17 protein-coding genes are annotated in these 23,669 nt (G+C 41.5%); 14 read left to right on the top strand and 3 right to left on the bottom strand.

Annotation, left to right across the window (positions count from 1 at the left end):
- Positions 1 to 14 precede the first annotated feature (14 nt).
- The 5 genes from ACLCDV_RS18155 to ACLCDV_RS18135 all read left to right on the top strand — a co-directional run bounded on the left by ACLCDV_RS18155 (position 15) and on the right by ACLCDV_RS18135 (position 4,692).
- Positions 15 to 1,682: a DUF5018 domain-containing protein gene (locus ACLCDV_RS18155; RefSeq protein ID WP_411971851.1), complete on the top strand. Its 1,668-nt coding sequence runs from the start codon at positions 15 to 17 to the stop codon at positions 1,680 to 1,682.
- A 71-nt stretch (positions 1,683 to 1,753) separates the two neighbouring features.
- Entirely contained in the window at positions 1,754 to 2,944 is a 1,191-nt protein-coding gene (locus ACLCDV_RS18150; protein WP_411971850.1) for a copper amine oxidase, read from the top strand.
- Positions 2,944 to 3,819, top strand: a complete 876-nt coding sequence (locus ACLCDV_RS18145) for a hypothetical protein (protein ID WP_411971849.1) — start codon at positions 2,944 to 2,946, stop codon at positions 3,817 to 3,819. The genes ACLCDV_RS18150 and ACLCDV_RS18145 overlap by 1 nt, the downstream gene beginning before the upstream one ends.
- 203 nt (positions 3,820 to 4,022) lie before the next feature.
- Positions 4,023 to 4,502 carry a hypothetical protein gene (locus ACLCDV_RS18140; protein ID WP_120332486.1) on the top strand — a complete coding sequence of 160 codons (480 nt, stop codon included), beginning with the start codon at positions 4,023 to 4,025 and terminating at the stop codon, positions 4,500 to 4,502.
- A complete protein-coding gene (locus tag ACLCDV_RS18135; RefSeq protein ID WP_046675319.1) occupies positions 4,492 to 4,692 on the top strand; it encodes a helix-turn-helix transcriptional regulator in 201 nt (66 codons plus the stop codon). Before ACLCDV_RS18140 ends, ACLCDV_RS18135 begins: the two co-directional genes overlap by 11 nt.
- Positions 4,693 to 4,837: 145 nt before the next feature.
- Here the strand turns inward: ACLCDV_RS18135 and ACLCDV_RS18130 are convergent, their stop codons facing one another.
- Both ACLCDV_RS18130 and ACLCDV_RS18125 read right to left on the bottom strand, forming a co-directional pair.
- A complete protein-coding gene (locus ACLCDV_RS18130; protein WP_411971848.1) occupies positions 4,838 to 5,536 on the bottom strand; it encodes a type 1 glutamine amidotransferase domain-containing protein in 699 nt (232 codons plus the stop codon).
- Positions 5,537 to 5,668: 132 nt separating this feature from the next.
- On the bottom strand, positions 5,669 to 6,244 hold the full coding sequence (locus tag ACLCDV_RS18125; RefSeq protein ID WP_411971847.1) for a Crp/Fnr family transcriptional regulator: 576 nt from the start codon (positions 6,242 to 6,244) through the stop codon (positions 5,669 to 5,671).
- A 628-nt stretch (positions 6,245 to 6,872) separates the two neighbouring features.
- Here ACLCDV_RS18125 and ACLCDV_RS18120 point away from each other — a divergent pair.
- From ACLCDV_RS18120 to ACLCDV_RS18100, 5 genes are all read left to right on the top strand, one after another.
- On the top strand, positions 6,873 to 8,918 hold the full coding sequence (locus ACLCDV_RS18120) for a DUF5054 domain-containing protein (protein ID WP_411971846.1): 2,046 nt from the start codon (positions 6,873 to 6,875) through the stop codon (positions 8,916 to 8,918).
- A gap of 10 nt (positions 8,919 to 8,928) precedes the next feature.
- Positions 8,929 to 11,376 carry a hypothetical protein gene (locus ACLCDV_RS18115; RefSeq protein ID WP_411971845.1) on the top strand — a complete coding sequence of 816 codons (2,448 nt, stop codon included), beginning with the start codon at positions 8,929 to 8,931 and terminating at the stop codon, positions 11,374 to 11,376.
- Positions 11,377 to 11,470: 94 nt separating this feature from the next.
- Positions 11,471 to 13,084: a glycoside hydrolase 43 family protein gene (locus ACLCDV_RS18110; RefSeq protein WP_411971844.1), complete on the top strand. Its 1,614-nt coding sequence runs from the start codon at positions 11,471 to 11,473 to the stop codon at positions 13,082 to 13,084.
- Between the two features lie 218 nt (positions 13,085 to 13,302).
- The gene (locus tag ACLCDV_RS18105; protein WP_411971843.1) at positions 13,303 to 15,696 is read left to right on the top strand and encodes a beta-galactosidase; all 2,394 of its coding nucleotides are present in this window, start codon (positions 13,303 to 13,305) and stop codon (positions 15,694 to 15,696) included.
- Between the two features lie 165 nt (positions 15,697 to 15,861).
- Positions 15,862 to 17,757, top strand: a complete 1,896-nt coding sequence (locus ACLCDV_RS18100) for a glycoside hydrolase family 97 catalytic domain-containing protein (RefSeq protein WP_411971842.1) — start codon at positions 15,862 to 15,864, stop codon at positions 17,755 to 17,757.
- A gap of 173 nt (positions 17,758 to 17,930) precedes the next feature.
- Here ACLCDV_RS18100 and ACLCDV_RS18095 read toward each other — a convergent pair whose 3' ends face one another.
- Complete coding sequence (locus ACLCDV_RS18095) at positions 17,931 to 19,115, bottom strand: redoxin domain-containing protein (protein WP_411971841.1); 1,185 nt, start codon at positions 19,113 to 19,115, stop codon at positions 17,931 to 17,933.
- Positions 19,116 to 19,390: 275 nt separating this feature from the next.
- Between ACLCDV_RS18095 and ACLCDV_RS18090 the strand changes: the two genes are divergently transcribed.
- Genes ACLCDV_RS18090 through ACLCDV_RS18075 form a run of 4 tightly spaced genes read left to right on the top strand, consistent with a single transcriptional unit; the run spans position 19,391 to position 23,608 of the window.
- Positions 19,391 to 19,927, top strand: a complete 537-nt coding sequence (locus ACLCDV_RS18090; protein WP_317665182.1) for an RNA polymerase sigma-70 factor — start codon at positions 19,391 to 19,393, stop codon at positions 19,925 to 19,927.
- 32 nt (positions 19,928 to 19,959) lie between these two features.
- Positions 19,960 to 20,856, top strand: a complete 897-nt coding sequence (locus ACLCDV_RS18085) for an aldo/keto reductase (RefSeq protein WP_411971840.1) — start codon at positions 19,960 to 19,962, stop codon at positions 20,854 to 20,856.
- Positions 20,853 to 22,025 carry an enolase C-terminal domain-like protein gene (locus ACLCDV_RS18080; RefSeq protein ID WP_333574619.1) on the top strand — a complete coding sequence of 391 codons (1,173 nt, stop codon included), beginning with the start codon at positions 20,853 to 20,855 and terminating at the stop codon, positions 22,023 to 22,025. The genes ACLCDV_RS18085 and ACLCDV_RS18080 overlap by 4 nt, the downstream gene beginning before the upstream one ends.
- Positions 22,026 to 22,048: 23 nt before the next feature.
- Positions 22,049 to 23,608 (top strand): SLC5 family protein, encoded by a 1,560-nt coding sequence (locus tag ACLCDV_RS18075; RefSeq protein ID WP_411971839.1) that lies wholly within the window; start codon positions 22,049 to 22,051, stop codon positions 23,606 to 23,608.
- The last annotated feature ends 61 nt before the right edge of the window (positions 23,609 to 23,669 follow it).

The raw sequence follows: 23,669 nt of genomic DNA, 5'->3' as shown, positions 1-23,669 counted from the left end.
ATGAAAGACTAGCAATGGACAAAATAAAATTTTACAGTTTATGGGCCTGTGCGATCCTTTTGGGAGGATGTCAAAAACCTAATTATCTGGAGCGGAATGTGAAAAATCAATTGATGGATTTTTACGCTACGATTGATGGGAAAGGGCAAGATCGGCTCTTCTTGAGCACGATCAGCAATGATACGGTGTATTTGCACGTAGATTATTATTATCCGATCGATTCGGACAATGAAGTAGATCTTTCGCGACTGATGTTGCGTGCTTCCGTTCCGGCTGATGCCCAGGTGACGCCGGGATTAAATGGATTTACAGACTTGACGGCACCCAAGAAAATTACTGTCACCGCGGGAAATGGTGACTCAAAGGATTATGTGGTTATTGCCGAGAAGAAAGGCAATACAGATATTTCGGGAATCAAAATTACATTTAAAGACAGCGAACAAAAGGAAAATGAGGTTGAGGGGATCTTAAATGGGAATACGGTGACGTTTTATGTGGTGCCGGGTACGGATCTTTCACAATCTACACTGAGTTACGTTATTAATAAACATTCCAGTGGTTCTATAGCAAGCGGAGCTCAGGTCAATTTAGCCAACGGTGCAGAAGTACCCCTGACGATTTCTGGAGCCGGAAATATCAAGCGGCAGCTCAAATTGGTTGTCAAAGAACCTGTCAAACTTGAAAAAGGGGTGGGCATTAACCGGCGCTTGTTCCTGAAAAAAGCGGCAGACCTGGGCTTCACTGCAAATAGTGAAACGTCCTGTTTTGTGAGTGGCGATTACTTGGTGATTGTGAGCCGGACTTCACCATCTGTATTTAAGGTGTACAACCGTTTCACAGGAGCTTATTCCCATAATCTAACAAATCCTTTCCCGGCAGGCCGCTTGATCTTCCAAGGCGTGAGCGATGAAAAAGGACGATTTATGCTAGGAACTTATACGCCGAATGGACAGAGCTTTGTGCTATACAAATACAGAGATGTTTTTGATACCAGTCCTGCCAAGCTATTGGATCTACCTTATAGCAAACCTGCTGCGGTAGCTGCCGGCGACGGCAATATCGGTCGTAAACTTAACTGGGTAGGGGATATGGACGGAAACGGTCAGTTACTCGCTTCGGTTGCAACCAGTCGTTACCTCCTGCGTTGGACAGTCGAAAATGGCCAGATAAAATCTACCGCGGCCGATGTCCTGGAATATAAGGATGGTGCGACATCATTGGGCTTCCTTCCGGAATATCTTCCTTTAGGGGTCGGCGCTAACGCCGAACTGATCGCGAGCGCTAACGCCGAACTTGCTTATGTTTCGGGAAGTACCTGGGGGCGGCTAGCAGCATTCCCGGCAATTACCGGTACTGCTATGAATGGTGGTATCGCCTTTCAGCGTTTTAACAACGCAGATATTTTGGCTCAGGTCAAATTGTTTGGAAGCAATGAGATTGGTCAGATGTATGTTTATGATATTAGCGATCGAGCCCGCATTGGTACCACACTGAGTTCACCGACCTATAACCAATTACGTGTTTATGAGTCCGAACAGTTTACTGGCGGTACCAATGGTAATGCAACCAGCGACATCTGTATGGGAACTTCAGAAAATGGACAAAGGCTTCAGGTGTATATGTTGACGACCTTTGGTTATCTCGTTGCGCAGGAGTTTACAATTTATGCCGATTCAAATTAAAATAATCGTTCCTTCACGCAGCTTGTGTTGCAGTGGAGGAACATTGTATTCATTCGTAAAAAAATAAAATTATGAACAAGCACATCAAAACAAGCTTATTGTTGATGTTAGGTTTAGTTTCGTGTAAAGTTGGATTTGCACAAAAAAATAATTTAAGTAGCGTGTCCAAAAAGATTGTAAGCGCAAATAAAGGCGATATCGTCTTATTGGAGGATTTTCTAAAAACGGACTTTCCCAAGTTGCCTTACACAAAGACCGTATTACCGGGGCCGCAGTATATCATATCTGATGATCCCGAGTATATCCGTGTTCCGGAAGCCATTGCACTACAGGAGACGGTTGATCCCGGAGCAGTTAGGTTGTATGTCTATAACGTCAATGGTGTCAAAGAACCTCAAAAAATGCCCCGTAAGATTTCGGCGGTCATAAAAAACCTGGGGCATGAAAATATGCATTTTCGCATGTTGAAGTACGCTTCACAAAAACCGAGTTCAAACTATTTTGAAATTGGAAAGAAAGGGCTTGAGGACTACTTTTTATCTGCTGTAGACAATCAGGTGAAAGTGCTTAAACCGGGGGAAGTGATGGCTATCGATGAAAAACTGGAAAAACAGCTGGTACAATACGATGAACTTGTCCATGGATTCTATGAATTTGTGGTAGACCAGCCGGCGCAGATCGCTGTCATACAATTTGCCCCAAATGAGTCTGGACCAAAAGTGTTTCCGAGGATAAAGACCCTGATTCCACATAGTCACGCAAACGCTGGGCGTGGTATTTTTCCAATTTCCAATTATCAGATTAATCCGAAAGATACGCTTGACACCAAAAAAGGAGCAGTGCAGCTGATTGTTGCCGACGGGCAGGACGATCCATGGATCACGGGAACGATTGGCGCGAAAAAGGAATTTGCCAAGAATGCCGGAAACTACGGTGTGCTGTATAAAACAAAGATCAAATGGAAGAGTACAGACGGAAAAGGATTGGCTTTGGTCAGCTGGAACAGCCGATCTGGTGACAACCAATGGTGTGGTGGTATGGGGCTGACAATGGAACTTGTGGGGCAAGACGGTCAAAAGACGGTGATGCAATATCCCAGAAATGCGCTGATTACAAAAGGTTATCCAGAGGCAATTCTCATCGAAACTTATTGGCCCGACCCGAAGAAGGAAATACAGGAAATTGAATTTACCTATTCTCCTCCGGGAGCTTCCTGCCTACCGACCCCATTAATTTTTGTACCCATTGATCCGAAGAAATAATGAAACACATACTCTTACTTTTTTTACTAGGCTTGACCGCCTGTAGTGCAAAAAATGAATTTGTTAAACCAGAATTTCCGGTTGTAGGTGTTGATGGAAATGAGTATCTCAAAAATGAGGTGCGTCCGGCTTCTTCAAAAGCTTGTTTTCAAGGAGCCTACTATCGAAAAGTCGTTTCCAGTACAGATGTTTGGGTCGGCATTCAGGCCGAAGTTACCTTACCAAAGATGGAATTTGATCCAGCGCGGTTGAACCCGAGTAAACCCAAGCAATACCTGGATAATCCCTCTGTTTATATGGGTGGTAACATGGGGGGACAGGAAACGGATATTGGTCTTACCTGGGAAGTTATTAAGGATGAAAAAGGAAATGTGACCGAAGACAGGCGAGCTTTCAGACCATTTTTACGAAGAGCTGCACATAGCTCTGGCCAGGCAAATCTTTACCAAAATGCACCCGCACAGGACGAATATTATTGGTATCCTGGAGAAAAGGTGCTGATGACATTGGAAATTGTTGGTCCGGGTATGTTAAAATTTGCTATACAGGGTAACGGCAAGAAATATGAAGCTACGTTTGAAAGTGCTGGATATACCCTGGGTGGATTGGGTGAGTTTAAGCGGGTGAACGCTATCGATCAGGTGGCCAATGAAGGCAAACCTGTACAGGCAACAAAAACGAAAGTATTGGAAGCGATTTGGTCCTACACCACTTTACTCCGCTATGATGCAAAGCAAGTGATCGAAGTGCCTATGCATGCGGGACGGATGACGCAGATGGCCTGCCCAGCGGCACAATATTTTAAAATCCAACAGGATGCAGCTAACCTCAAAAAAGGAGGGGAGAATGTACAGATAAATGGAGCTGGTTTTTAAATATTGCTCACAAAAAATATAAACGGTCAAAGCCAGCTGCATGCAGCTGGCTTTTTTTTGAAAAGCCTAATTTTTTAAAAAGGACAGTTATCATTAGCGTTATCGCAAATTTAATGTAAAATAAATTTGTCTTTATGTAAAATATATTTGTCATAATGTATGATATTTTTTACATTTGAATAAACTGATAAACTTATTGTATTATGAAAAAAATCCCTTTATTGCCCCGTTATTTTCGCTGGATTGGCTTCTTGTTTGTTGCAATCAGTCTAGGACTGTACTTTTTGGATTCGTTTCGGGATCGATCTGATCCGGGTGGAATATTTATTAAAACCTTTGTTTTCATCAATGATACGCCACTGACTCCAATCGGATTCTTTGAGATTATGGAAGTTGATGTTTTGTTGACCCTGATCATGTTGACAATGCTGCTCGGATTATCATGTTTTGCTTTTACACGACGTAAAGTGGAAGATGAAATGATCAATTCAATACGCTTGTATAGTTGGTCATGGGCAGTAATCGTCATGATTGTGTTGAGTACGCTTGTTATGATATTTGTTTATGGAAAAACGTTTGTTAGTTTTTCGTTTCTATTTGCACATTTATTATTGCTTGCCTATATTACGATTTTTAAGGTAAATATTTGGAAGATGAATAGGAGATCGGAACATGAAGAATAAGATAAGAATCCATCGATTAATAAAAAACTACTCGCAGGAACAGCTCGCAAATTTGGTGGGTGTAAGCAGGCAAACCATCAATGCGCTGGAAGCCGAAAAATATATTCCTTCCACTGTACTTTCGTTAAAAATCTCCCATGTACTTGAGCGTAGTGTGGAAGAATTGTTTGAACTTGAAGACAAAGATTAAAGTCATTTTGCAAATGGTTCTTGTCATGAAGAAGTTGCAAGGAAGTTAGATTTCAATTGGAAGGGGATGCTGATGTTTTATCAAAAAATAAGTAAGGACAGTTTCGATGACAACAGTCCTTACTTATTTTTTGATTAGTTTATTGTTAGGAATTGCGCAATAGCGCAAACAAAGCTTTAGCGGTTTCTTCCGAAGACCCAGGGTTTTGCCCGGTAATGAGATGACCATCTTTGACTACATAACTATGCCAATCTTCCCCTTTGCTGTACTGACCTCCCAATTTTACGAGTTCATCTTCCACTAAAAAGGGAACAACATCCGTTAGTTGAACCGCTTCTTCCTCGCTATTTGAAAATCCGGTAACTTTTTTGCCTTTGACCAGTGGCTGAGCATTACTATCCTTGACATAGCGAAATACAGCTGGGGCATGGCATACGGCAGCGACAGGTTTGTTGTGGGCCCAAAACGATTCGATCAATGCAATGGATGTCTTGTCGTTGGTCAGATCCCACAATGGACCATGGCCCCCAGGATAGAAAACGGCATCATAATCCTGCTCATTGATATGATCCAAAGGAATGCTATTTGCCAATTTTATTTGAAGCTCCTTATCGGCATCAAAACGTTTGGTTGCTTCGGTTTGAAAATCCGGAAGCGCACTTTTAGGGTCTATCGGTGGCTGTCCTCCTTTTGGAGATGCGATTGTGACGTCCACTCCTGCATCTTGTAAAACATAGTAAGGCGCTGCAAATTCCTCAATCCAAAAACCTGTTTTTTCTCCTGTATCTCCCAATTGGTCATGTGATGTCAATACAACCAATACTTTTAATTTGTCTTTTTTCATATTAAATAACCAAGTCTGTTAAAAAATTATATGTTTAAAACGATAGTACAAAGTAGGGGATAAATTGCCAGAGCCCTATGTGATATACATCACAATTTAGCGAATGGTTTTGCTTTTGTGATATAGATCACATTATTTGGCTTGGTATAGCCTGCTCAGTGTTTCGCGCGAAACACCCAGATATGCTGCAATCAAATGTTTGGGAACGAGATTATAGAGTTCGGGATATTGCTGCATGAGTTCCTCGTAGCGGCTTCGAGCATCATTGTTCAGCAGTGACATGATTCTTTTTTGTAGCCCAATGTATCCTTTATTGGAACGCCATCTAAAAAAGGTTTCAACTTCGTGAATTTCCTTACATACTTTTTCACGGTCCTCGTTCGATAAGCAAAGAGTGTCTGCATCGCTGACACAATCTAAATTGACTGTAGCTGGGCCTTGGTTATGCAATGCATTATAATCGGAAGCCCACCAGGTTTTTGTGGCGAACTGTAAGATATGCATCTTTTGTTCATCGTTGGTGAAATAGGTCTTTAGACAGCCATTGAGCACAAAATACTCTTGTTCCACAAAGTCTCCTTGACGGATAATCATTTGTTTCTTTTTAAAGGAGATCGGTTTAAAAAAAGAAAAGAAGTAGTCGAATTGTTCGTCGTTTAACTGGACGGTCTTGTCGATATGTTGTCTCAGAATTTCACGCTCGGTCATAGCTAATAGTTACTTGATCGATTTAAAATTAAACAAAATCTCACAATGATAGCGAAGGGCTGCATCAAGTTCTCCTCAGATTCAAAATTAAGAAGGGAATAACACTACTTTTACAAGGGAGTAACAAGGGGTTAGTAGGGGATATACCCCTGCTAACCCCCTGTTATACCCCTGTTAACCCCCTGTAATCTCCCTGCAATATATTAAGATAATATCAATTTGATCTTAACTTGTGCCTAAACAAAAAGGGAACTTGAAATACTTTAGCCGCGCTGCTAAATTTCCATGTTTAACCGGTTTAGTGATTTAGAAAAAATGATTTTTTTTTGATTTTATTTTGTTTATACAAAGTTATTTTCTATTTTAGTGTTGCCCATTCAAGGGCACTTTTCATAAAATAGGTTAATAATATGGCTAAAACACCCGGAGTACCCCATGCTTTCGGGTGTTTTTTTTATTGTTTTTTTTACCCTTGCCTTGTTCCTTGGATATGTCCTATAAATTTAAATGCGCTTAAGGAACGGCTATTTTTTCGAGCCTTTTTATTTTAATACTAGGGATTACCTTTGCAAAATCGTCTTAATGAAAAATGATCGATATTTGATATAAGATAAACCTACTATTATCCATGAAACGCAGAAAATTTTATTGTTCTTGTCTCCTTGTGCTCACGACCTTTTTTGCCGTTGGACAGACACCGAATGATGCTGTAAAAAATGATGCTGTACAAAAGGTACACCTGATCTTCAAAACACATCTCGATATCGGATTTACCGAACTTAGTTCTGTTGTAGAGCAGCGTTATATGAACGAATTTATTCCCAAAGCTATTGCTGTGGCTGAAGAACTTCGGAATTCCGGAGCCAAAGAGCGGTATGTCTGGACCACGGGCTCTTGGTTGATTGCGACTTACCTGGAACAGGCGAGTCCGGAAAATAAAGCAAAATTAGAGGCTGCAATTCGTCGCGGAGATATTGTGTGGAATGCAATTCCCTATACCGTAGAATCCGAATCCCTCAACAAAGCCCTGTTTGGGACAATGTTGCAATTATCCAGGAAGCTGGATCAGAAATATGGTAAACAAACAAGAGCCGCAAAGATGACCGATGTTCCGGGGCATACCAGAGGAATTGTTCCCTTGCTTCAAAAGAGTGGCATAGATTTTTTGCAGATCGGTGTGAATCCTGCAAGTAAGGTCCCCAACGTCCCGGCGTTGTGCCGCTGGAAAAGTCCAGACGGAAGTGAAGTAACCTTGATGTACCAAAAGGATTATGGTAGTGATATAATATTGCCTGATGGAAAGACCGCTATGGTCATTGTTTTCACCGGGGATAACCACGGACCACATACCGTGAAGCAGGTCAAAGATAGCTATGCGTCTATTCAGAAGCGTTACCCTAATGCTGCATTACAGGCTTCGACATTGAGTGATGTAGCGGCGGTTTTGCGTCCCATGAAGGATAAACTTCCATTGGTGACACAGGAGATTGGCGATACTTGGATACATGGTTTCGGCAGTTCTCCTCTGATGATGGCCCGGTTTAGGGCATTGGCGAGATGTTATGAAACCTGGGTGAAAGATGGTCGTATCAATCCAAATAGTGATGCAGCTATTCGATTCGCCATCAAATTGGGCCTGGTCGCAGAACATACCTGGGGATTGGACGTGAAAACTCACCTCCAACATTGGGACACTTATCGTTTTACTGATTTTCAAGCCGCCTTGAATTTACCGGCGTTTAAAAAGATGCAAGCATCATGGGCCGAAAAGGAAGCCCATATCAATCAATCGTTGCAATATCTGCCAAAAGACCTGCGTACCGAGGCCGAAAATGTTTTACGGCAATTGGCATTAGTCCCTAAACCTATTTTTGAAGGAGTGGACGCATCGCAACAATTTTCAAAAGATGGATCGTTCCAGCTAAGTAAAGGGGGCTTTCGGATGAAAATGGGAGAGCTCAGCTATCAGAGTTTTTCGACAGCTGATTTTGAACGTTTCAGGGATTCCTATATCACCCAAAAAGTAGACTGGGCAATCCAGGATTTTGGAAAACCTGGCCTGACTCCGGACATGGCGGAAAGCCGAACCTTATTGGCTACTCTTCAAAAATCAGTCTATAATAAAGCTAAAAATGAGCGCTACAGCCAATTGAGTTTAACTGGGGCTGGGAAAGTTGAACAGCAGGTTTTACCCAAACAGATCTTTAGCAGTTACCGTTTCGATGAGAATACAAAACATATCGAACTGCGTTATACTTTGGTGGATAAGCCGGCCAATCGTCTCCCGGAAGCTTATTGGTTAAGCTTCTATCCAGAAGGTGTTGTGGACATGCTCGTGGAGAAAGTAGGTCAGCCTGTTCGTGTATTGGATGTTATTGAAGGTGGGAATAGACAGATGCATGGACTAGACCATTATGTAGATATTGTAACGGATGCCGGTAAAATTCGTATCCGTAGCAAAGATGCCTTGCTGGTAGCAATCGGCAAACGGGATTTGTTGAACTATTCTACAGATCAACCTGATTTACGTGGAGGGCTGCACTTTTGTCTCTATAACAATGTTTGGGGAACAAACTTTAGCATGTGGTTTGGTGGAACAGTAAATTATAGGTTCGATGTTGAACTGATCCCGAATAAGAGCAAATCGACTACAGTACAGTTATCATCCAATTGAAATAAACACCATGAATGATTATTTATACATGAATAAATTAGATACGCTGAAAAATATTACACTGATCGCTGGCCTGTTGATTGCTGGATTTGGAAATCCTGTAGTGGCACAAGAAATAAAAACGACTCTGACACAGATACATTTTGACCAGCAGGGTTTCTATACGTCCATTAAGGTAGATGGTAAAGAGCTTTTGGAGGCGGGTAAATATCCGATCGTATCTGTCTATAAAGACAAAAAAATTATACAACCGAAAGCGCTAAAGGTTAATGGCGATCGTTTTTCGCTCACGATGGAAGATGGACAAGCTGTGGAACTGAAGGTGGGCCAACAAAAGGAAGCAATAACATATGAAGTCCTCAAGTTGTCACCTGCCTATAAGTTATTGGTTTTTGGGCCGGTTAAGATCAAGCTTCATGACGTCGTGGGGGAAGTGGTTGGTGTGGCCCAAGGGGAGGATCTCGCATTTGGTATGCAAGCATTGCATGTTAAAACTGTGGCAGGTATTCCCGAAGATTATGTTGCGGCATACAGTACAAAATTTGGCTACCAAGGACAGAGTAGCAATCTTTCGGTGGCCAGTATTTCCTTTGGTCATTTTGCAGCAGTAGATGCCGGGAATGGAGCCGTGTTTCAGCTGTCGGCCAAGAATAGAAGTACCAAAGAACTGCAAAGTGTCAAGGGGCTAAATCATATGGTGACTTTGCCTGTTGAAGGTGCCGATGGTTTAATCACAGGGGCCAAAGTTGCACTTTTCGGAGATAAAAAAAGTCAGATATTGTCACGGATAGGAAAAGTTGAAGTAGAACAGGGCTTACCCCATCCAATGATTGCGGGGGAATGGGCTAAGGTATCTCGTAATGCGATGGGCTCCTATCTGATCACCAATTTCTCTGCGGCCAATCTGGATTTTGCACTGGAAAAAACAAAACGTGCGGGATTTAAATATCTCTACCATCCCGATCCCTTCCTGAACTGGGGGCATTTTGAATGGCGGAAGGAATTGAGTACAGAATCCGATGCGGGTATGAAGAAGTTAGTCGATAGGGCTGCGCAACAGGGGATCAATATTGGCATACATACGCTTTCCAATTTTACGACAACAAACGATCCTTATGTGACACCAGTCCCAAGTAAGCATTTGTTAAAACAAGGTGAATTGAAACTTACTACCGCACTGGACGATAGCCAACAGCAGATTATAGTAGAGAATAGCGAGTTATTTTCGCTGCCTTTGACACTCAATACACTTCAGATAGAAGACGAGCTGATCACGTATGGTAAGGCCGAGAAGAGCGGCGAACAATGGGTATTGACAAACTGCGTACGTGGTGCTTTTGGTACGCATAAGGCCAGTCATGGGGTAGAAAAAGTCGTTTACAAATTGTGGGACTATCCCTATAAGACTTTATTTCCAGATTTAACACTTCAGGACGAATATGCCAAAAGATTGACGGATATTTTTAATAAAACCGGGGTGAAACAGATTTCATTTGATGGTCTTGAGGGGTGTATGTATACGGGGCAGGATTACTATGCAACGGGCAAATTCGTTTCTGATTTCTATCAAGGTCTTACGAATAAGACTGATCTGATCAACGATGCCAGTCGTCTCGATCATTACTTATGGCATATTCATACGCGGATGAACTGGGGGGAACCCTGGGGCGAGGAGATGCGTGCTGGACAGGTTGAAAATCGAATCAAGAATCAGGCTTACTTTCAGCGGAATCTATTTCCGCGCATGCTTGGCTGGTTTTTGGTACGTTTAGCGGATCGTAAATTTGAGGCTACTTCCCTCGAAGATCTCGAATGGGCTCTCTCCGAATCTGCAGGTTTTGACTCGGGGTATGCGATGAGTATTGATATGAAGACTTTACAACAGCATGGACAGATAGATTTGTTATTGGAAAGCATGAAGAATTGGGATCAATTGCGGCTTGCCGATGTTTTTACGGACGAACAAAAGCTCAGGTTGAAGGATCCAAAGACCGAATGGCATTTGGAGAAGATGGATGAGACCAAATTCATGTTGTATCCTTTATTTGTCTCCAAAAGATACCATTGTGACCTCTCTTCGATGCAGCCGGGACAACCTGGGGGAGCAGACTGGTCATGGGAATCTCCGGAAGAGAGTTCATTCGCCTTACGGATAAAAGTGGAAGGTGACGGTACTATCGAAAATCCATCTTTTAAAACGGATAAGGGAATTGTCAAAATCTTTGGGAAATTAGAAAAGGACCAATATATCCTGTTGGATCATAAAGGGAAAGCAACATTGACAGACAAGAATTATGGTTTTATTGCTGATCTGACTGTACAAGGGACGGCCATTCTACCAAAAAGCGGTTCCGCAGTAGCATTTTCTTGTGATATAAACGGGGATGAAAAACCGGAGGTCATTGTAAGGTACAATACTCGGATGACAGGAGAACCATTGAATTTAGTTAAAAAATAAAAGTACAAAAAAGGATCATGAGCATAGCGTGCAATGCAGTATGGAATGGATTACTGAAGTTGCTTTGTTCATGATAAAACCGAATTACGCTAATATGAATACGATTATAACGAAGCGCTATGGTAAGCCATCCACGAAGCTGGGGCTTACTTTGGTTTTGACACTATCACTTTTTGGACAAGTGTCGGCGCAGCAGGTATGGAGCCCTGACAATGGCAATGGAACATTTACCAACCCTTTGATTTGGGGCGACTGGCCCGATCCCGATGTGATCCGCGTGGGTGACGATTTTTACATGATCTCGACGAGTATGCATTATGTGCCGGGAGCTCCGATTGTGAAATCCAAAGATTTGGTAAACTGGGAAATGGTGGGCTACGCTCTTGATCATTATGATGAAGATCCGCGCTATAATATGGAGGGCGGTACATTGTATCTCAATGGTTCATGGGCAGCAACCTTAAAGCATCACAATGGGAAGTTCTATGCTGGATTCTGTACGCCGTATGGTTGGGGTCGTGAAAAGGGTAATTTCTCGATCTGCGAAGCGGATAAGCCAGAAGGGCCATGGAAACGGACAATCTTTCCCGAATACCTGTATGATCCTGGATTGTTCTTTGATGATAACGGTAAAGTTTATGTCGTACATGGTCAAGGTACATTATACCTAACAGAGCTGAATGCAGATGTTAAATCGGTCAAGAGTGATAAAGTCAAAATCTGGCAAGGTAGCTTCAAAAATGCGAATGAACTTGGTGGTCATTTTGGAATGGAAGGAGCGCATATGTACAAGATCAATGGCAAGTACTATATCACCTGTCCGGCGGGAGGAACACAGGGCTGGCAGATCTGCTTGCGCTCAGATAATATCTATGGACCTTATGAGCATAAATTGATTCTCAATGATAACAGTTCCTATCCTGATAACGGCCTACACCAAGGTGGAATGGTGCAATTGAAAAACGGGGACTGGTGGTTTATTATTATGCAAGATCGTGGTGCAATTGGTCGGGTTCCCCATCTTTTACCTGTCAAATGGGAGGATGGATGGCCAATGCTCGGAACTGGTAACAAGGATGTGATTACCTATAAGAAACCAAATGTCGGAAAGACTTACCCCATAAAAACTCCGGCTACGACTGATGAGTTTAATGGGACAAAACTGGGATTACAATGGCAATGGAATCATAACCCTGACAATAGCAAATGGTCGCTTCAAGAACGTAAGGGATATATGCGCTTGCATGCCTCCCGTGCTGATTCTTTGAAAACCGCCCGCAATACGCTGACACAGCGGGTACAGGGACCAAGTTCGGAAGGTACTGTTGAAATCGATCTGAAAGGATTGAAAAATGGTAATGTGGCCGGCTTTGGCGTCTTTGAATTTCCATATGCTTTTGTGGCTGTGGAGCAGGTCAATGGCAAACGGAAAATTATTATGAGCAATGATGACAAGATTGTCGAGAGCAAAGAAAATTTTGATGGCGATAAACTATGGGTGCGGGCACGCATTACCGATAGGGGGGGCATAGCAAAATTTTATTATAGTACTGATGGTGAAAATTTTTATGTTATTGGAAATGATTTAACGATGCAACTAGGGCTACCTTGGACAGCAAATCGTTTTGCATTGTTCAATTATAGTAAAACAGCAGAGGGGATAAATGGTTATGCCGACTTTAATTGGTTTAGGTTTACCAATAAGTAAAAAAAACAATGTAAAATACCTATTATGTATAAAAATCCTGATATTCATATAATAATATCAGGATTTTTTAATCAACCTAAAATGCTATAATAATAAGAGAATAACCGTTGCTGTAGTCATATTGATGGCCGACCGTGGTATGGATCAGGTATACTTTACACTGAACAGAAGGATGGTAGATTCCGAAATAAACGAAATAAATAAATTTTAAATACATAATGAAACCTATTAAACTTAAAAGGTATTTGCACTTCAATCAGAAAATTAATCTCATTTTCTTTTTCCTATTAGTCTTTGGTATACCCGATTTGGTCTTTGGTCAAATTAAAGGCCCCGCCAGTACCATTCCCAATTTTGAACTTGGAAACAAAACGTTTCTATTGGATGGAAAACCCTTTCTGATTAAAGCAGCCGAATTGCATTATACTCGTATTCCGCGAGCTTATTGGGAGCATCGCATCGAAATGTGTAAGGCTTTAGGTATGAATACGATTTGCTTGTACGCATTTTGGAATATACATGAGCAACGGCCCGATCAATTTGATTTTTCGGGACAAAATGATATTGCTGCCTTCTGTCGCTTGGCGCAGAAGCATGGCATGTATATTATCCTGCGTCCTGGTCCCTATGTCTGTGCCGAGTGGGAGATGGGGGGATTGCCGTGGTGGTTACTGAAGAAAAAGGATATCAAGTTGAGAACTCAGGATCCTTATTTTCTTCAACGTACTTCCATTTTCTTGCATAAGATTGGCGAGGAATTGGCGGATCTCCAGATTAATCGTGGTGGAAATATTATTTTGGTACAGGTGGAAAATGAATATGGTGCTTTTAATACTGATAAAGCCTATATCGCTTCCATTAGGGATATTGTTAAAGATGCTGGCTTTTCTTCCGTTCCTTTATTTCAATGTGACTGGTCATCTACTTTTCAAAACAATGCATTGGATGGCTTGCTATGGACTGTTAATTTTGGTACAGGTGCCAATATCAAAGAACAGTTTGCTGCATTGGAAAAGGCGGCTCCAACACAACCCCTGATGTGCAGTGAATTTTGGAGCGGATGGTTTGATAATTGGGGGCGCAAGCATGAAACTCGAAATGCAAAAACGATGATTCAAGGTATTGAAGAAATGTTGGATAACCACATTTCCTTTAGTTTGTATATGACCCATGGTGGGACAACTTTCGGACATTGGGGCGGAGCGAACAGTCCAGCCTATTCACCAATGTGTACCTCCTATGATTACGATGCACCAATAAGTGAGGCTGGTTGGGTAACACCAAAATATACAGAACTTCGCGCGCTGCTGGGGCATTATTCCGATGATAAAAAAGAACTTCCAGCTGTTCCTGATCAGATTCCTACTATCCGTATTCCTGAATTCAAATTAGTTGAGTCAGCGTTACTTTTCGACAATCTGCCTTCTCCCCGAGTGTCCCATGATATTCAACCCATGGAGTTTTTTGATCAGGGGTGGGGGACAATCCTGTACCGGTCATCGTTGCCTGTGATTACGGGAGAATGTTCACTTGAAATAAATGAAGTACATGATTGGGCGCAGGTATTTTTGGATAGACAGCTGATCGGAACGCTCGATCGTCGTAAGGGCGAAAATACCGTAAAACTTCCAAGAACAGAAAAGACCTCCCAACTGGATATTCTGGTTGAAGCAATGGGGCGTGTTAATTTTGGTGACGCAATTTATGATCGGAAAGGTGTTACCGAAAAAGTAGAATTAATTACAGTCAAGGGGCGCCAGGAGATTAAAAATTGGAAGGTTTATTCATTCCCGCCTGATTATGATTTCGTAAAGAAAAAGAATTATACTAAAAATAAGTCCCTCAGCGTTCAGTCCCCAGCCTATTATAAAGGGAGTTTTACACTTGAAAAGGTAGGTGATGTATTTATTGATATGGAGCATTGGGGAAAAGGTATGGTATGGGTCAATGGGCATTCGATTGGCCGGTTTTGGGAAATAGGCCCGCAGCAGACTTTGTACATGCCGGGCTGTTGGTTGAAAAAAGGGAAGAATGAAATTATCGTATTCGATTTGAAAGGTACAAAATCACCTATTATACAAGGACTGGATCAACCGATCCTGGATCAGCTTCGTCTCACGGAATCAAATCTGCATCGGAAGGTTGGTGAGACCTTAGACTTGAGCGGTGAACGTGAAATTTATAAGGGACAAGCTGAACCGGGAAATGGCTGGAAAATGATCCGTTTCCCACAATCGGCCAAAGGACGTTATGTCTGTCTTGAATTGCTTTCCGGCCAGCAAGAAAAAAGTGCTTTGGCAATCGCCGAACTTAATCTGACTGGAGCAGATGGTCATGATATCTCGCGAGAAAATTGGAAAGTCCTCTATGCCGATAGTGAGGAAATAAAAGATGGAAACTATACGGCCGATAAAGTGTTTGATCTGCAGGAGTCTACCTATTGGAAAACGAGGAAAGCGGATGCTTATCCACATCAGATTGTCATTGATCTGGGGGCGGTAAAGTCCATCGCCGGAATCCGTCTATTACCGAGAATGGAAAAGGATGCACCTGGCTGGTTCAAGGATTTTAAAGTCTATGTTGGGGAATTGCCTTTTAAAATAGTGCAATAATACCTGTTATAAGATGTTTCAAAAGACCTATTATTTCTGAAACTGATTCGAGCTGGATTATTTTATTTTCCTACCATTTACTAGGGTATGACAGGTTTAATGCGTCTTAACATTAAGAATTTCTTATTGATAAGAAATATACATCAATATATTCAATGCTAATTTATGTTTAGATCGATTTTAATAACCTTATTTATATCCTGTGCTATAATTGTGCAAGGTCAAAAATTAAGATTGGAAAGCCCGAATAAGGTTCTGTCGGCCGAGGTCCACCTTGCTTCGGGTAACAATACGATACATTTATCTTCAGCCTCCCAAACGTTGACGGACATCAGGATCTTGAATTTTGACTGGACCGAAAATATAGTCCAAGGTGACTGGCAGCTGATAAAGAGCGATAAACGGACAGTAAGCCGTAAATGGAAGCCTCTTTTTGGCGAGCGTAACACTATCAAAGACAACTATAATGAAATTGAGTTACAATTACAGTCCAGCGGAAATCATAAAAAAATGCGTCTCTATGTAAGGCTTTACGATGAAGGAATCGCGTTAAAATATGGATTTGACAAAAATGACTTTTCTGGATTAACCATCAAATCCGAATCTACGGCTTTCCATTTTAGTAGCGATGCTACAACCTGGGTTGCGGGAGCGGCACAAAGTGCTTATACAAAAACAACCTTGAGCCAGCTGAAGGGTGAGTTTGAAAGACCTTTGGTGGTTAATCCCGCGCCGCAATTATTTATGGCGATTGGTGAGGCTGCTTTGGTTGATTTTGCACGCATGAAGTTTACTTATCAGGCTGGTGCGAAAAGTTATATCGTTCAATCTGCATTGTCTGGCCCCGTAGCGCTTGATAAAGCAGCCTATGAAAGTCCGTGGCGCTATGTAATGGTTGCAAAGACAGCGGGAGAATTGGTCGAGAATAACTATTTCGTCCTCAATTTAAATAAGCCGAATGAGATAACGGATAGCTCCTGGATAAAACCAGGTAAAGTATTACGTGAAGTGACATTAACGACAGCTGGTGGGATTGCTGCGGTGGACTTCGCAGCACGTAACCAGATTGACTATGTCGAATTCGATGCGGGATGGTATGGCCCTGAAGAGTCTACTGCGTCGGATGCGTCTCGTGTAAATGTCGACCCAGCACGTTCCAAAGGTCCATTGGATTTACAATCGATAATTGATTATGCGCGTAAGAAAAATATAGGCATCTTACTTTATGTCAATAAAAAAGCTTTGGAAACACAATTGGACCAAATCCTACCGATCTATCAGAAATGTGGTATCAAGGGACTTAAATTTGGTTTTGTCAATGTCGGTAGTCAACAGGCTACAGCTTGGTTACACGAAGCGATCCGTAAGGCCGCCCAATATAAGTTAATGGTAGATGTACACGATGAATACCGACCTACCGGATATTCACGGACTTTTCCCAATCTCATTACGCAAGAAGGCATCCGTGGCGATGAAGAATCACCGAGCTCCGAGCAAAGTCTGATCACGATGTTTACACGTGCTATTGCGGGCGCTGGTGACTATACCAACTGTTACCATGCTGTTCGCGTAACGACCAAAATGGGGGGGAAGGCTGCCCAAATGGCTAAAGCGGTGATGTTGTATAGTCCATGGCAATTTATCTATTGGTACGATCGCCCGTCAGATGCGCCACATAAAGCGGGGGGAGCGGGAGGAGAGCACGAAACGCTGATCGATGAATCCGAAAACGCAGTAGCGTTCTATCGTAGCCTTCCTGTCACATGGGATGAAACTAAAGTGCTCAAATCGGACATTGGTGAATGTGGTATTATTGCACGTCGCTCGGGTAATCGCTGGTATATTGCGATGCTCGGAGCAAAGATAAAACAGGATATCAAAATTGATCTTCCCTTTCTTGGAACACCTGGTCGTTTCAAAGCGCAGTTGTGGAGCCAAGATGAGCAGGAATTGGCTAAAAATACGGTCGATAAGAAAGAATTTGGACTTACGTCCAGAATTTTTACCACAACATTGGAGCCCAATGCCGGTGCAGTATTGGTCTTGGATAAAATAAAATAAAATAAAAGCATACAACCTTAACAATTCAAAACAGCTGTGGACGTCTTTGTTCGCAGCTGTTTTTTTGCTATTATGGTCTTTTCCTTTTCTATTTTGCTCCTTTCCATTTTTTTAATAAAACCATGGATGACCGATGGATAGCAAAAAATAGAGAACTGTTATACGAAGGATGACTAGAGAATTTCCTTTAATTTCTCCCATAATTCGTTTCCTTTTAGATCCCGTCCAATAATCTTCCCCTCCTTATCCATTAAAAAATTCATCGGAACATGTGTTATGCCGTATTGTTTTGCTGTTTCATTTTTTATTCCTTTTAGGTCTGAAAGTTGTAACCAGGAAAGTTTATCTTCCGAGACTGCTTTCTGCCAGGCATGCATATCGGTGTCTACAGAGATACTGATGATTTTTAAACCTTTAGGAGCATAAGTATGCTGGACCTTGACTAAATTCGGATTTTCGAGCCGACAAGGACCGCACCAGCTCGCCCAAAAATCGATAAGTACATACGATCCCCGATAGTTTGACAATGCATGTAACTGCCCGCTGTAGTCTGGTAAATTAAATGGCGGCGCAGTATGCCCTATTCCAGTCGGTTCCTTTAACAAAACAAACTGCAGTAGCTCTTTCCCATATTTTGATTCTTTGACAGTACTGTCGAGAAGTTCATATATGGCTCGGCTGATAAGGGGATCTGTATTGGCTAGATTTGACTTTGCGATGTAAGCAGCAACTTGTGAAGACGAATTCTGGCTGACATGCATCCGAATAGCATCATTAATTTCATTTTCAATGGATACTAATTCTGCATTTAGTTGATCACTTAATTTACTTTCGGTCTTTTTTAAATTATTCTTTTTTCTTTTGATTTGCTGTGATCTCTCAAAGAGGACGTGCAGTTTGGATTTATAACTGTTGTATTCATCCTGCTCTTTTGTGCCCGAAAAAGTCCAAAAATTGGGTGATTCAAATTTACCTTCCCCATAGAGTTTTCCAGGCGACAGTATAAATGGCCCTTGATATTGCCTCGATGGAAGTATATTGCCTTTATTATCTTTGAAATGAACCCCCAACATAAAGGGTTCAATACCACTCACTTTTCCATTAAATGTGAATTCTCCATGAATAATTTTGGTAGAGTCAATTTGCTGTCCCTGTTTTAACCCCTCACCATGTCGGAGGTAGATCCAGCCACTGTCGTAGTCCTTTAATTTCCCCGATACAGTGTAATTTCCAGTGGAGTCTTGTAAAGATGAGAAATAATTAGCTTGTGCCAATTGGAGAGACAGTATTGCGATCACTGGAATTGTTACTAGTTGAGACAGTGACCTTGTTTGTTTGAATAGGCTTATTTTCTTCATAAAGTTAATTTTGAACTTAGTGCTCATTTTGATTGTTTTGGTCTGTTTTTATTTTAAATTCTATCTAATTGGTTTAATAAAGGTCGATTTGAGCACCTATATCCCTAGTTTATTTTTAATTGAAACGTTAAATAATATGGAGCGGTGTAATTTGCGCTTGCAAATAAAACACCGATAATGGTCAAATTTGAGCTAGTTGTGTCGCGTGTATATTTTAAACTTTACATAAAAATAGATGGGATTTGGTTTGCCCTTTCCTATTCCCCAATGATGTAATGAAACAGGTAGCACAGCATTTTGATCAATTATTTAAAGAATATCATCAGCAATCCTTTTTGTTTGCGAAATCTTTTGTCCATATTGATGCCGTGGCAGAGGATATTACTGCTGATTCCTTACTGGCGACCTGGGAACGGATGCAGGTGGAGACCTTACTCTCTCCAAAATGTTTTTTATTGCGTGTTATTAAAAATAAGGCCTTAGATTATTTGAAACACCAACGCATTCATCGCCAACTGATAGAACCGTTGGACAATTGTGATGAAAGAGAACTTCAACTGCGTATTGATGGCTTGAATGAATTAAATGAGGGCCGTATTTTCTTCAAAGAAATCCAGAAAATTACAGCTCAAACTTTAGAGCAGATGCCTACAAAAACAAGGGAGGTGTTTGAACTGAGCCGTCATCAATACATCAGTGGTAAAGAGATAGCTCAACAAATGGGGATTTCCGTAAAAGGGGTGGAATATCATATTACAAAGGCACTTAAAGTCCTAACTGTAAATTTGAAGGATTATACGGTTGCTTCTTAGTAATTTAGATCTTAGAATTCAAATAGAATGCAATGTATAATTTAGGAATCGATAAAGTAATATTAGGTACAGCGGGACTGGGTGGTGTATGGGGGAAAGTAGATCCTGAAGAATCTGTGCAGACTATTCTTGAGGCCTTATCTCATGGCATAGGTGCTTTGGATGCCGCTCCGGCTTATGGCGATGCGGAGTCCATTGTCGGTCAGGCTCTAGAGCTATGGACCGGTGAAAGGCCTGTAATTAGCACAAAAGTTGGTCGATTAAAAAGTTATGTCGCTACCGAAGCAAAATATGATTACTCGATTGCTGGTATGCAACGTAGCGTCGACGAGAGCTTAAGGACACTTGGGGTATCAACTGTTGATGTACTTTTTTTACATGAACCTGCTGTACTAACTGTAAATAACGCTGAAAGGGTAGTTTCAACCATAGAGCATTTTAAAGAAAAGGGATTTGCCAAAAAAATTGGCATTGGCGGAAATCCCCCCGATTGGTTCCTGCCATTTTTGGAAGAAGGTCGATTTGATATTCTGATGGAGTACAATAAGCTGAATGCTTGTCGTGTAGACGCGCTCCAAAATAGTATACCGAGATGCCAGCAGACCCAAACGGAATACTATGCGGCGAGCCCACTGAATATGGGACTTTTAGGCTGTAAGTTTCAAGAGTTTTCACGGTGCATACCTGATTGGCTCGAAGTTGGGACGGTTGAACAGGCACGACGAATTCAGGCTATTGCAGAACGGAATAACTTACCATTGGAAGTGCTCGCATTACGGTTTCTATTGAATTTGAATGTCGAATTTAAATTAGTCCTGGGAGCTGCTAACAGGCAACAACTGCAGAATTCTTTAGGCGCAATCAATCAGGGCAAATTGCCAGTCAAAATTTATAAAGAAATCCTTCAAACGTTTAATGATAATAAATGAATAAAATAGATCAGGAGATTTTTAATATCCAAAAAGTCAGTATTCGAGTTTTGGAACCTGTAGCTAACATAACTCCTTTTCAGGATGCAACAATGGGACCATTTTCAAGTTTTGGCATATCCGTTATTCGCATTGAAGATGCAGAGGGATTTGTCGGCGAAGCACCTGTTTATAATAGTTATACCAATATCTTGGAAACCTGTATATTCCCCATATTGTTTCATTGTGAAGGTTTAACCTATGCAGAATTTTTTCCTAAGCTATATTGGTCTATTCGAAATGAAGGATTCAAAGGTGCGGCGTCGGCGCTACTGGGACAGGTAGATATGGCTTTATATGATTTGGCAGCCAGGCGCCGCAATCTACCATTATATCGTTATATCGGAGGCAATCGGAATAGTGTAAAAATCTATGGAAGCGGTGGTGGAACCAATTATACATTGCAGGAACTGGATAAGGAAGTTGCGCTTTTCCTGGATGCTGGAGTAGATTGCTATAAGATGAAGATTGGGAAGGACTTCGGTACAAATGTGGCTGCTGATATTGAACGTGTAAAACATGTACGCAAACTGGCGGGAAAAGATATGCAGATCGCCGTGGATGTCAACCAGATCTGGTCTTGTGAGGATGTATTTAGATTTCTGGATGCCATTGGTGAAAATGAATTGGCCTGGCTTGAGGAACCGATACATTCAGCGGCCTATGATCAGATTGAGGAGCTTTGTAAGCATACTTCTGTTCCTGTAGCTTATGGCGAATCTGAGCGGACCTCTAAAATATTTCCCATGCTGGCCAATTGTGGAATACAACATTTACAACCTGTTCCGACACAGTTCGGCGGAATTAAGGAATGGATGGAAGTCCGGGATTTATGCGCGGATCGCAATTTGCAACTTTCTTCTGGTGGTTATTCCTTATATTCGAGCTTTTTAATGACTACAGCTAACGAAACTGGCATGATAGAATACCTGTATTCACTGATGTATGGCTTGGAAAAGTATTTTTTAATTCGCCCATCATTGGAAAACGGGCAGTTCCATTTACCAGAATCGGATGGATTGCCTGTACGTATCGATTGGGAATATTGCCTGAAGGAGAATAAGGTGGTAAGGGAGCAGGTCTGGTTAAAGCAGGATGTCCCAGGATATAATCCATTGGTTAGTATGTAATACAATAAAAAGCGAACCTGATTATGAATTTAACATTTAATTATATTGATTATCTAGTTTTAACAATATATGCTTTAGTTCTTTTGTATGTGGGATTTCGTTTTTCAAGAAAAGAGAAAAATCAACAGGATATATTTCTGGGCGGACGTTCGTTAAAATGGTGGCAGATTGGATTCTCTATCTTTGGAGCTAATGCCGGACCAACGATGTTAATTGGCTTTGCCAGCATTGGATTTTCCCATGGAATTGTCGCAAGTAATTTCGAATTATTGGCTTGGATCTTTCTGATGTTATTGGCCATGGTATTCTTGCCTTATTATCTAAAAACCAAGATTAGTACAATACCACAGTTTCTGTTGATCCGTTTTGGTAAAAGGTCTTATAATTTTCTGATCGTCTATAGCCTGATTTCCATTTTAGTCGTTTGGCTGGGCAGTGCCCTATATGCTGGCGGTTTGCTTATCTCAGGTATTTTCGGCTGTCAGTTGTTTACAGCAATCGTCATTATTGGTGTCATCGCAACAAGTTTTACTGCGATAGGGGGATTGAAAGCTGTTGTCCGTACTGGCGTTTTCCAGTCCATTATTATTATTGTATCGTCTATCATTTTGACCTTCCTTGGTTTTCAGAAGATTGGACATCTAGATACGTTGATCAGTCAAACTCCAGCATCCTATTGGAAATTATTTTTACCAGCATCAAATCCCGAATACTCATGGGTTGGGATCGTGTTAGGCTATCCTGTCGTAGCCATATATTATTGGTGCGCTGATCAGACGATCGTACAGAAAGTTTTAGCTGCGAAAGACTTAAAAGAGGGACAGTATGGAACTCTATTTATCGGTGCACTTAAGATTATCATGCCGATTATATTTATTTTGCCTGGTATCATGTGTTTTGTATTATTCAAAGATACCGCGCCGGATAACGCCTATATAACTATGATCAAACAATTGATGCCGCATGGTCTTTTGGGATTGAGTATTGCAGCGCTGATTGCGTCTTTAGTAGATACGGTATCATCAAGCTTGAATTCCTTTTGTACCGTGTTTACGTTGGATGTTGTACCGCAATTTAAAGTGTTGGATAATAATCAGCAGCGGCGTATGGGGAAATGGGTAACGGTTATAGTTGCGTTGGTGGGAATTGGCATAGCGATGCTATTTTCCTATTCTGGAAAAGGTTTTTTTGACCTAACACAAGGTTTGGTTTCCATTTTAGCACCACCATTGGCAGTCGTTTTTCTGTGGGGAGTGGTCTGGCGTGGAATTAATGGGAAAGCAGCCGAAGCTGTCTTATATGGAGGTGGTCTAATTTGTTTAATACTAGGTGTTTGTCATGTCTTAAATTATCCTTATCGAGGCTTTTGGCCGCATTTTCTAATGCTATCTTTTTATATTTTTGTAGCTTTGAGTGTGATCATTGTGCTGGTCTCTTTCTTGACCAAATCCAATGCAAATTCGCAGCTGCCGACCTTATTTGATGGATCGAATGCAAAAGAGGCTGGTCAATCCCGTTCAGTTTGGTTGACTTGGGTTGGACTGGCCTTCGTCATGATCCTGATTTATATTTATTTTAACTGACCTTATTCGTGGATAATGTAGCTGGCCAGTTAATAATATGGCGAAGGAACGATTGAATAGA

This window comes from Sphingobacterium sp. Lzh-3 (assembly GCF_046764375.1).
Taxonomy (GTDB): domain Bacteria; phylum Bacteroidota; class Bacteroidia; order Sphingobacteriales; family Sphingobacteriaceae; genus Sphingobacterium.
The sequence above is the reverse complement of the archived record's forward strand: the minus strand, read 5'-3'. Positions and strand labels throughout refer to the sequence as shown.

What these genes read in the sequence shown, in the direction of transcription:
- ACLCDV_RS18155 (WP_411971851.1), top strand. Translation starts at nt 15, where the DNA reads ATGGACAAAATAAAATTTTACAGTTTATGGGCCTGTGCGATCCTTTTG.
- ACLCDV_RS18150 (WP_411971850.1), top strand. Translation starts at nt 1,754, where the DNA reads ATGAACAAGCACATCAAAACAAGCTTATTGTTGATGTTAGGTTTAGTT.
- ACLCDV_RS18145 (WP_411971849.1), top strand. Translation starts at nt 2,944, where the DNA reads ATGAAACACATACTCTTACTTTTTTTACTAGGCTTGACCGCCTGTAGT.
- ACLCDV_RS18140 (WP_120332486.1), top strand. Translation starts at nt 4,023, where the DNA reads ATGAAAAAAATCCCTTTATTGCCCCGTTATTTTCGCTGGATTGGCTTC.
- ACLCDV_RS18135 (WP_046675319.1), top strand. Translation starts at nt 4,492, where the DNA reads ATGAAGAATAAGATAAGAATCCATCGATTAATAAAAAACTACTCGCAG.
- ACLCDV_RS18130 (WP_411971848.1), bottom strand. Translation starts at nt 5,536, where the DNA reads ATGAAAAAAGACAAATTAAAAGTATTGGTTGTATTGACATCACATGAC.
- ACLCDV_RS18125 (WP_411971847.1), bottom strand. Translation starts at nt 6,244, where the DNA reads ATGACCGAGCGTGAAATTCTGAGACAACATATCGACAAGACCGTCCAG.
- ACLCDV_RS18120 (WP_411971846.1), top strand. Translation starts at nt 6,873, where the DNA reads ATGAAACGCAGAAAATTTTATTGTTCTTGTCTCCTTGTGCTCACGACC.
- ACLCDV_RS18115 (WP_411971845.1), top strand. Translation starts at nt 8,929, where the DNA reads ATGAATGATTATTTATACATGAATAAATTAGATACGCTGAAAAATATT.
- ACLCDV_RS18110 (WP_411971844.1), top strand. Translation starts at nt 11,471, where the DNA reads ATGAATACGATTATAACGAAGCGCTATGGTAAGCCATCCACGAAGCTG.
- ACLCDV_RS18105 (WP_411971843.1), top strand. Translation starts at nt 13,303, where the DNA reads ATGAAACCTATTAAACTTAAAAGGTATTTGCACTTCAATCAGAAAATT.
- ACLCDV_RS18100 (WP_411971842.1), top strand. Translation starts at nt 15,862, where the DNA reads ATGTTTAGATCGATTTTAATAACCTTATTTATATCCTGTGCTATAATT.
- ACLCDV_RS18095 (WP_411971841.1), bottom strand. Translation starts at nt 19,115, where the DNA reads ATGAAGAAAATAAGCCTATTCAAACAAACAAGGTCACTGTCTCAACTA.
- ACLCDV_RS18090 (WP_317665182.1), top strand. Translation starts at nt 19,391, where the DNA reads ATGAAACAGGTAGCACAGCATTTTGATCAATTATTTAAAGAATATCAT.
- ACLCDV_RS18085 (WP_411971840.1), top strand. Translation starts at nt 19,960, where the DNA reads ATGTATAATTTAGGAATCGATAAAGTAATATTAGGTACAGCGGGACTG.
- ACLCDV_RS18080 (WP_333574619.1), top strand. Translation starts at nt 20,853, where the DNA reads ATGAATAAAATAGATCAGGAGATTTTTAATATCCAAAAAGTCAGTATT.
- ACLCDV_RS18075 (WP_411971839.1), top strand. Translation starts at nt 22,049, where the DNA reads ATGAATTTAACATTTAATTATATTGATTATCTAGTTTTAACAATATAT.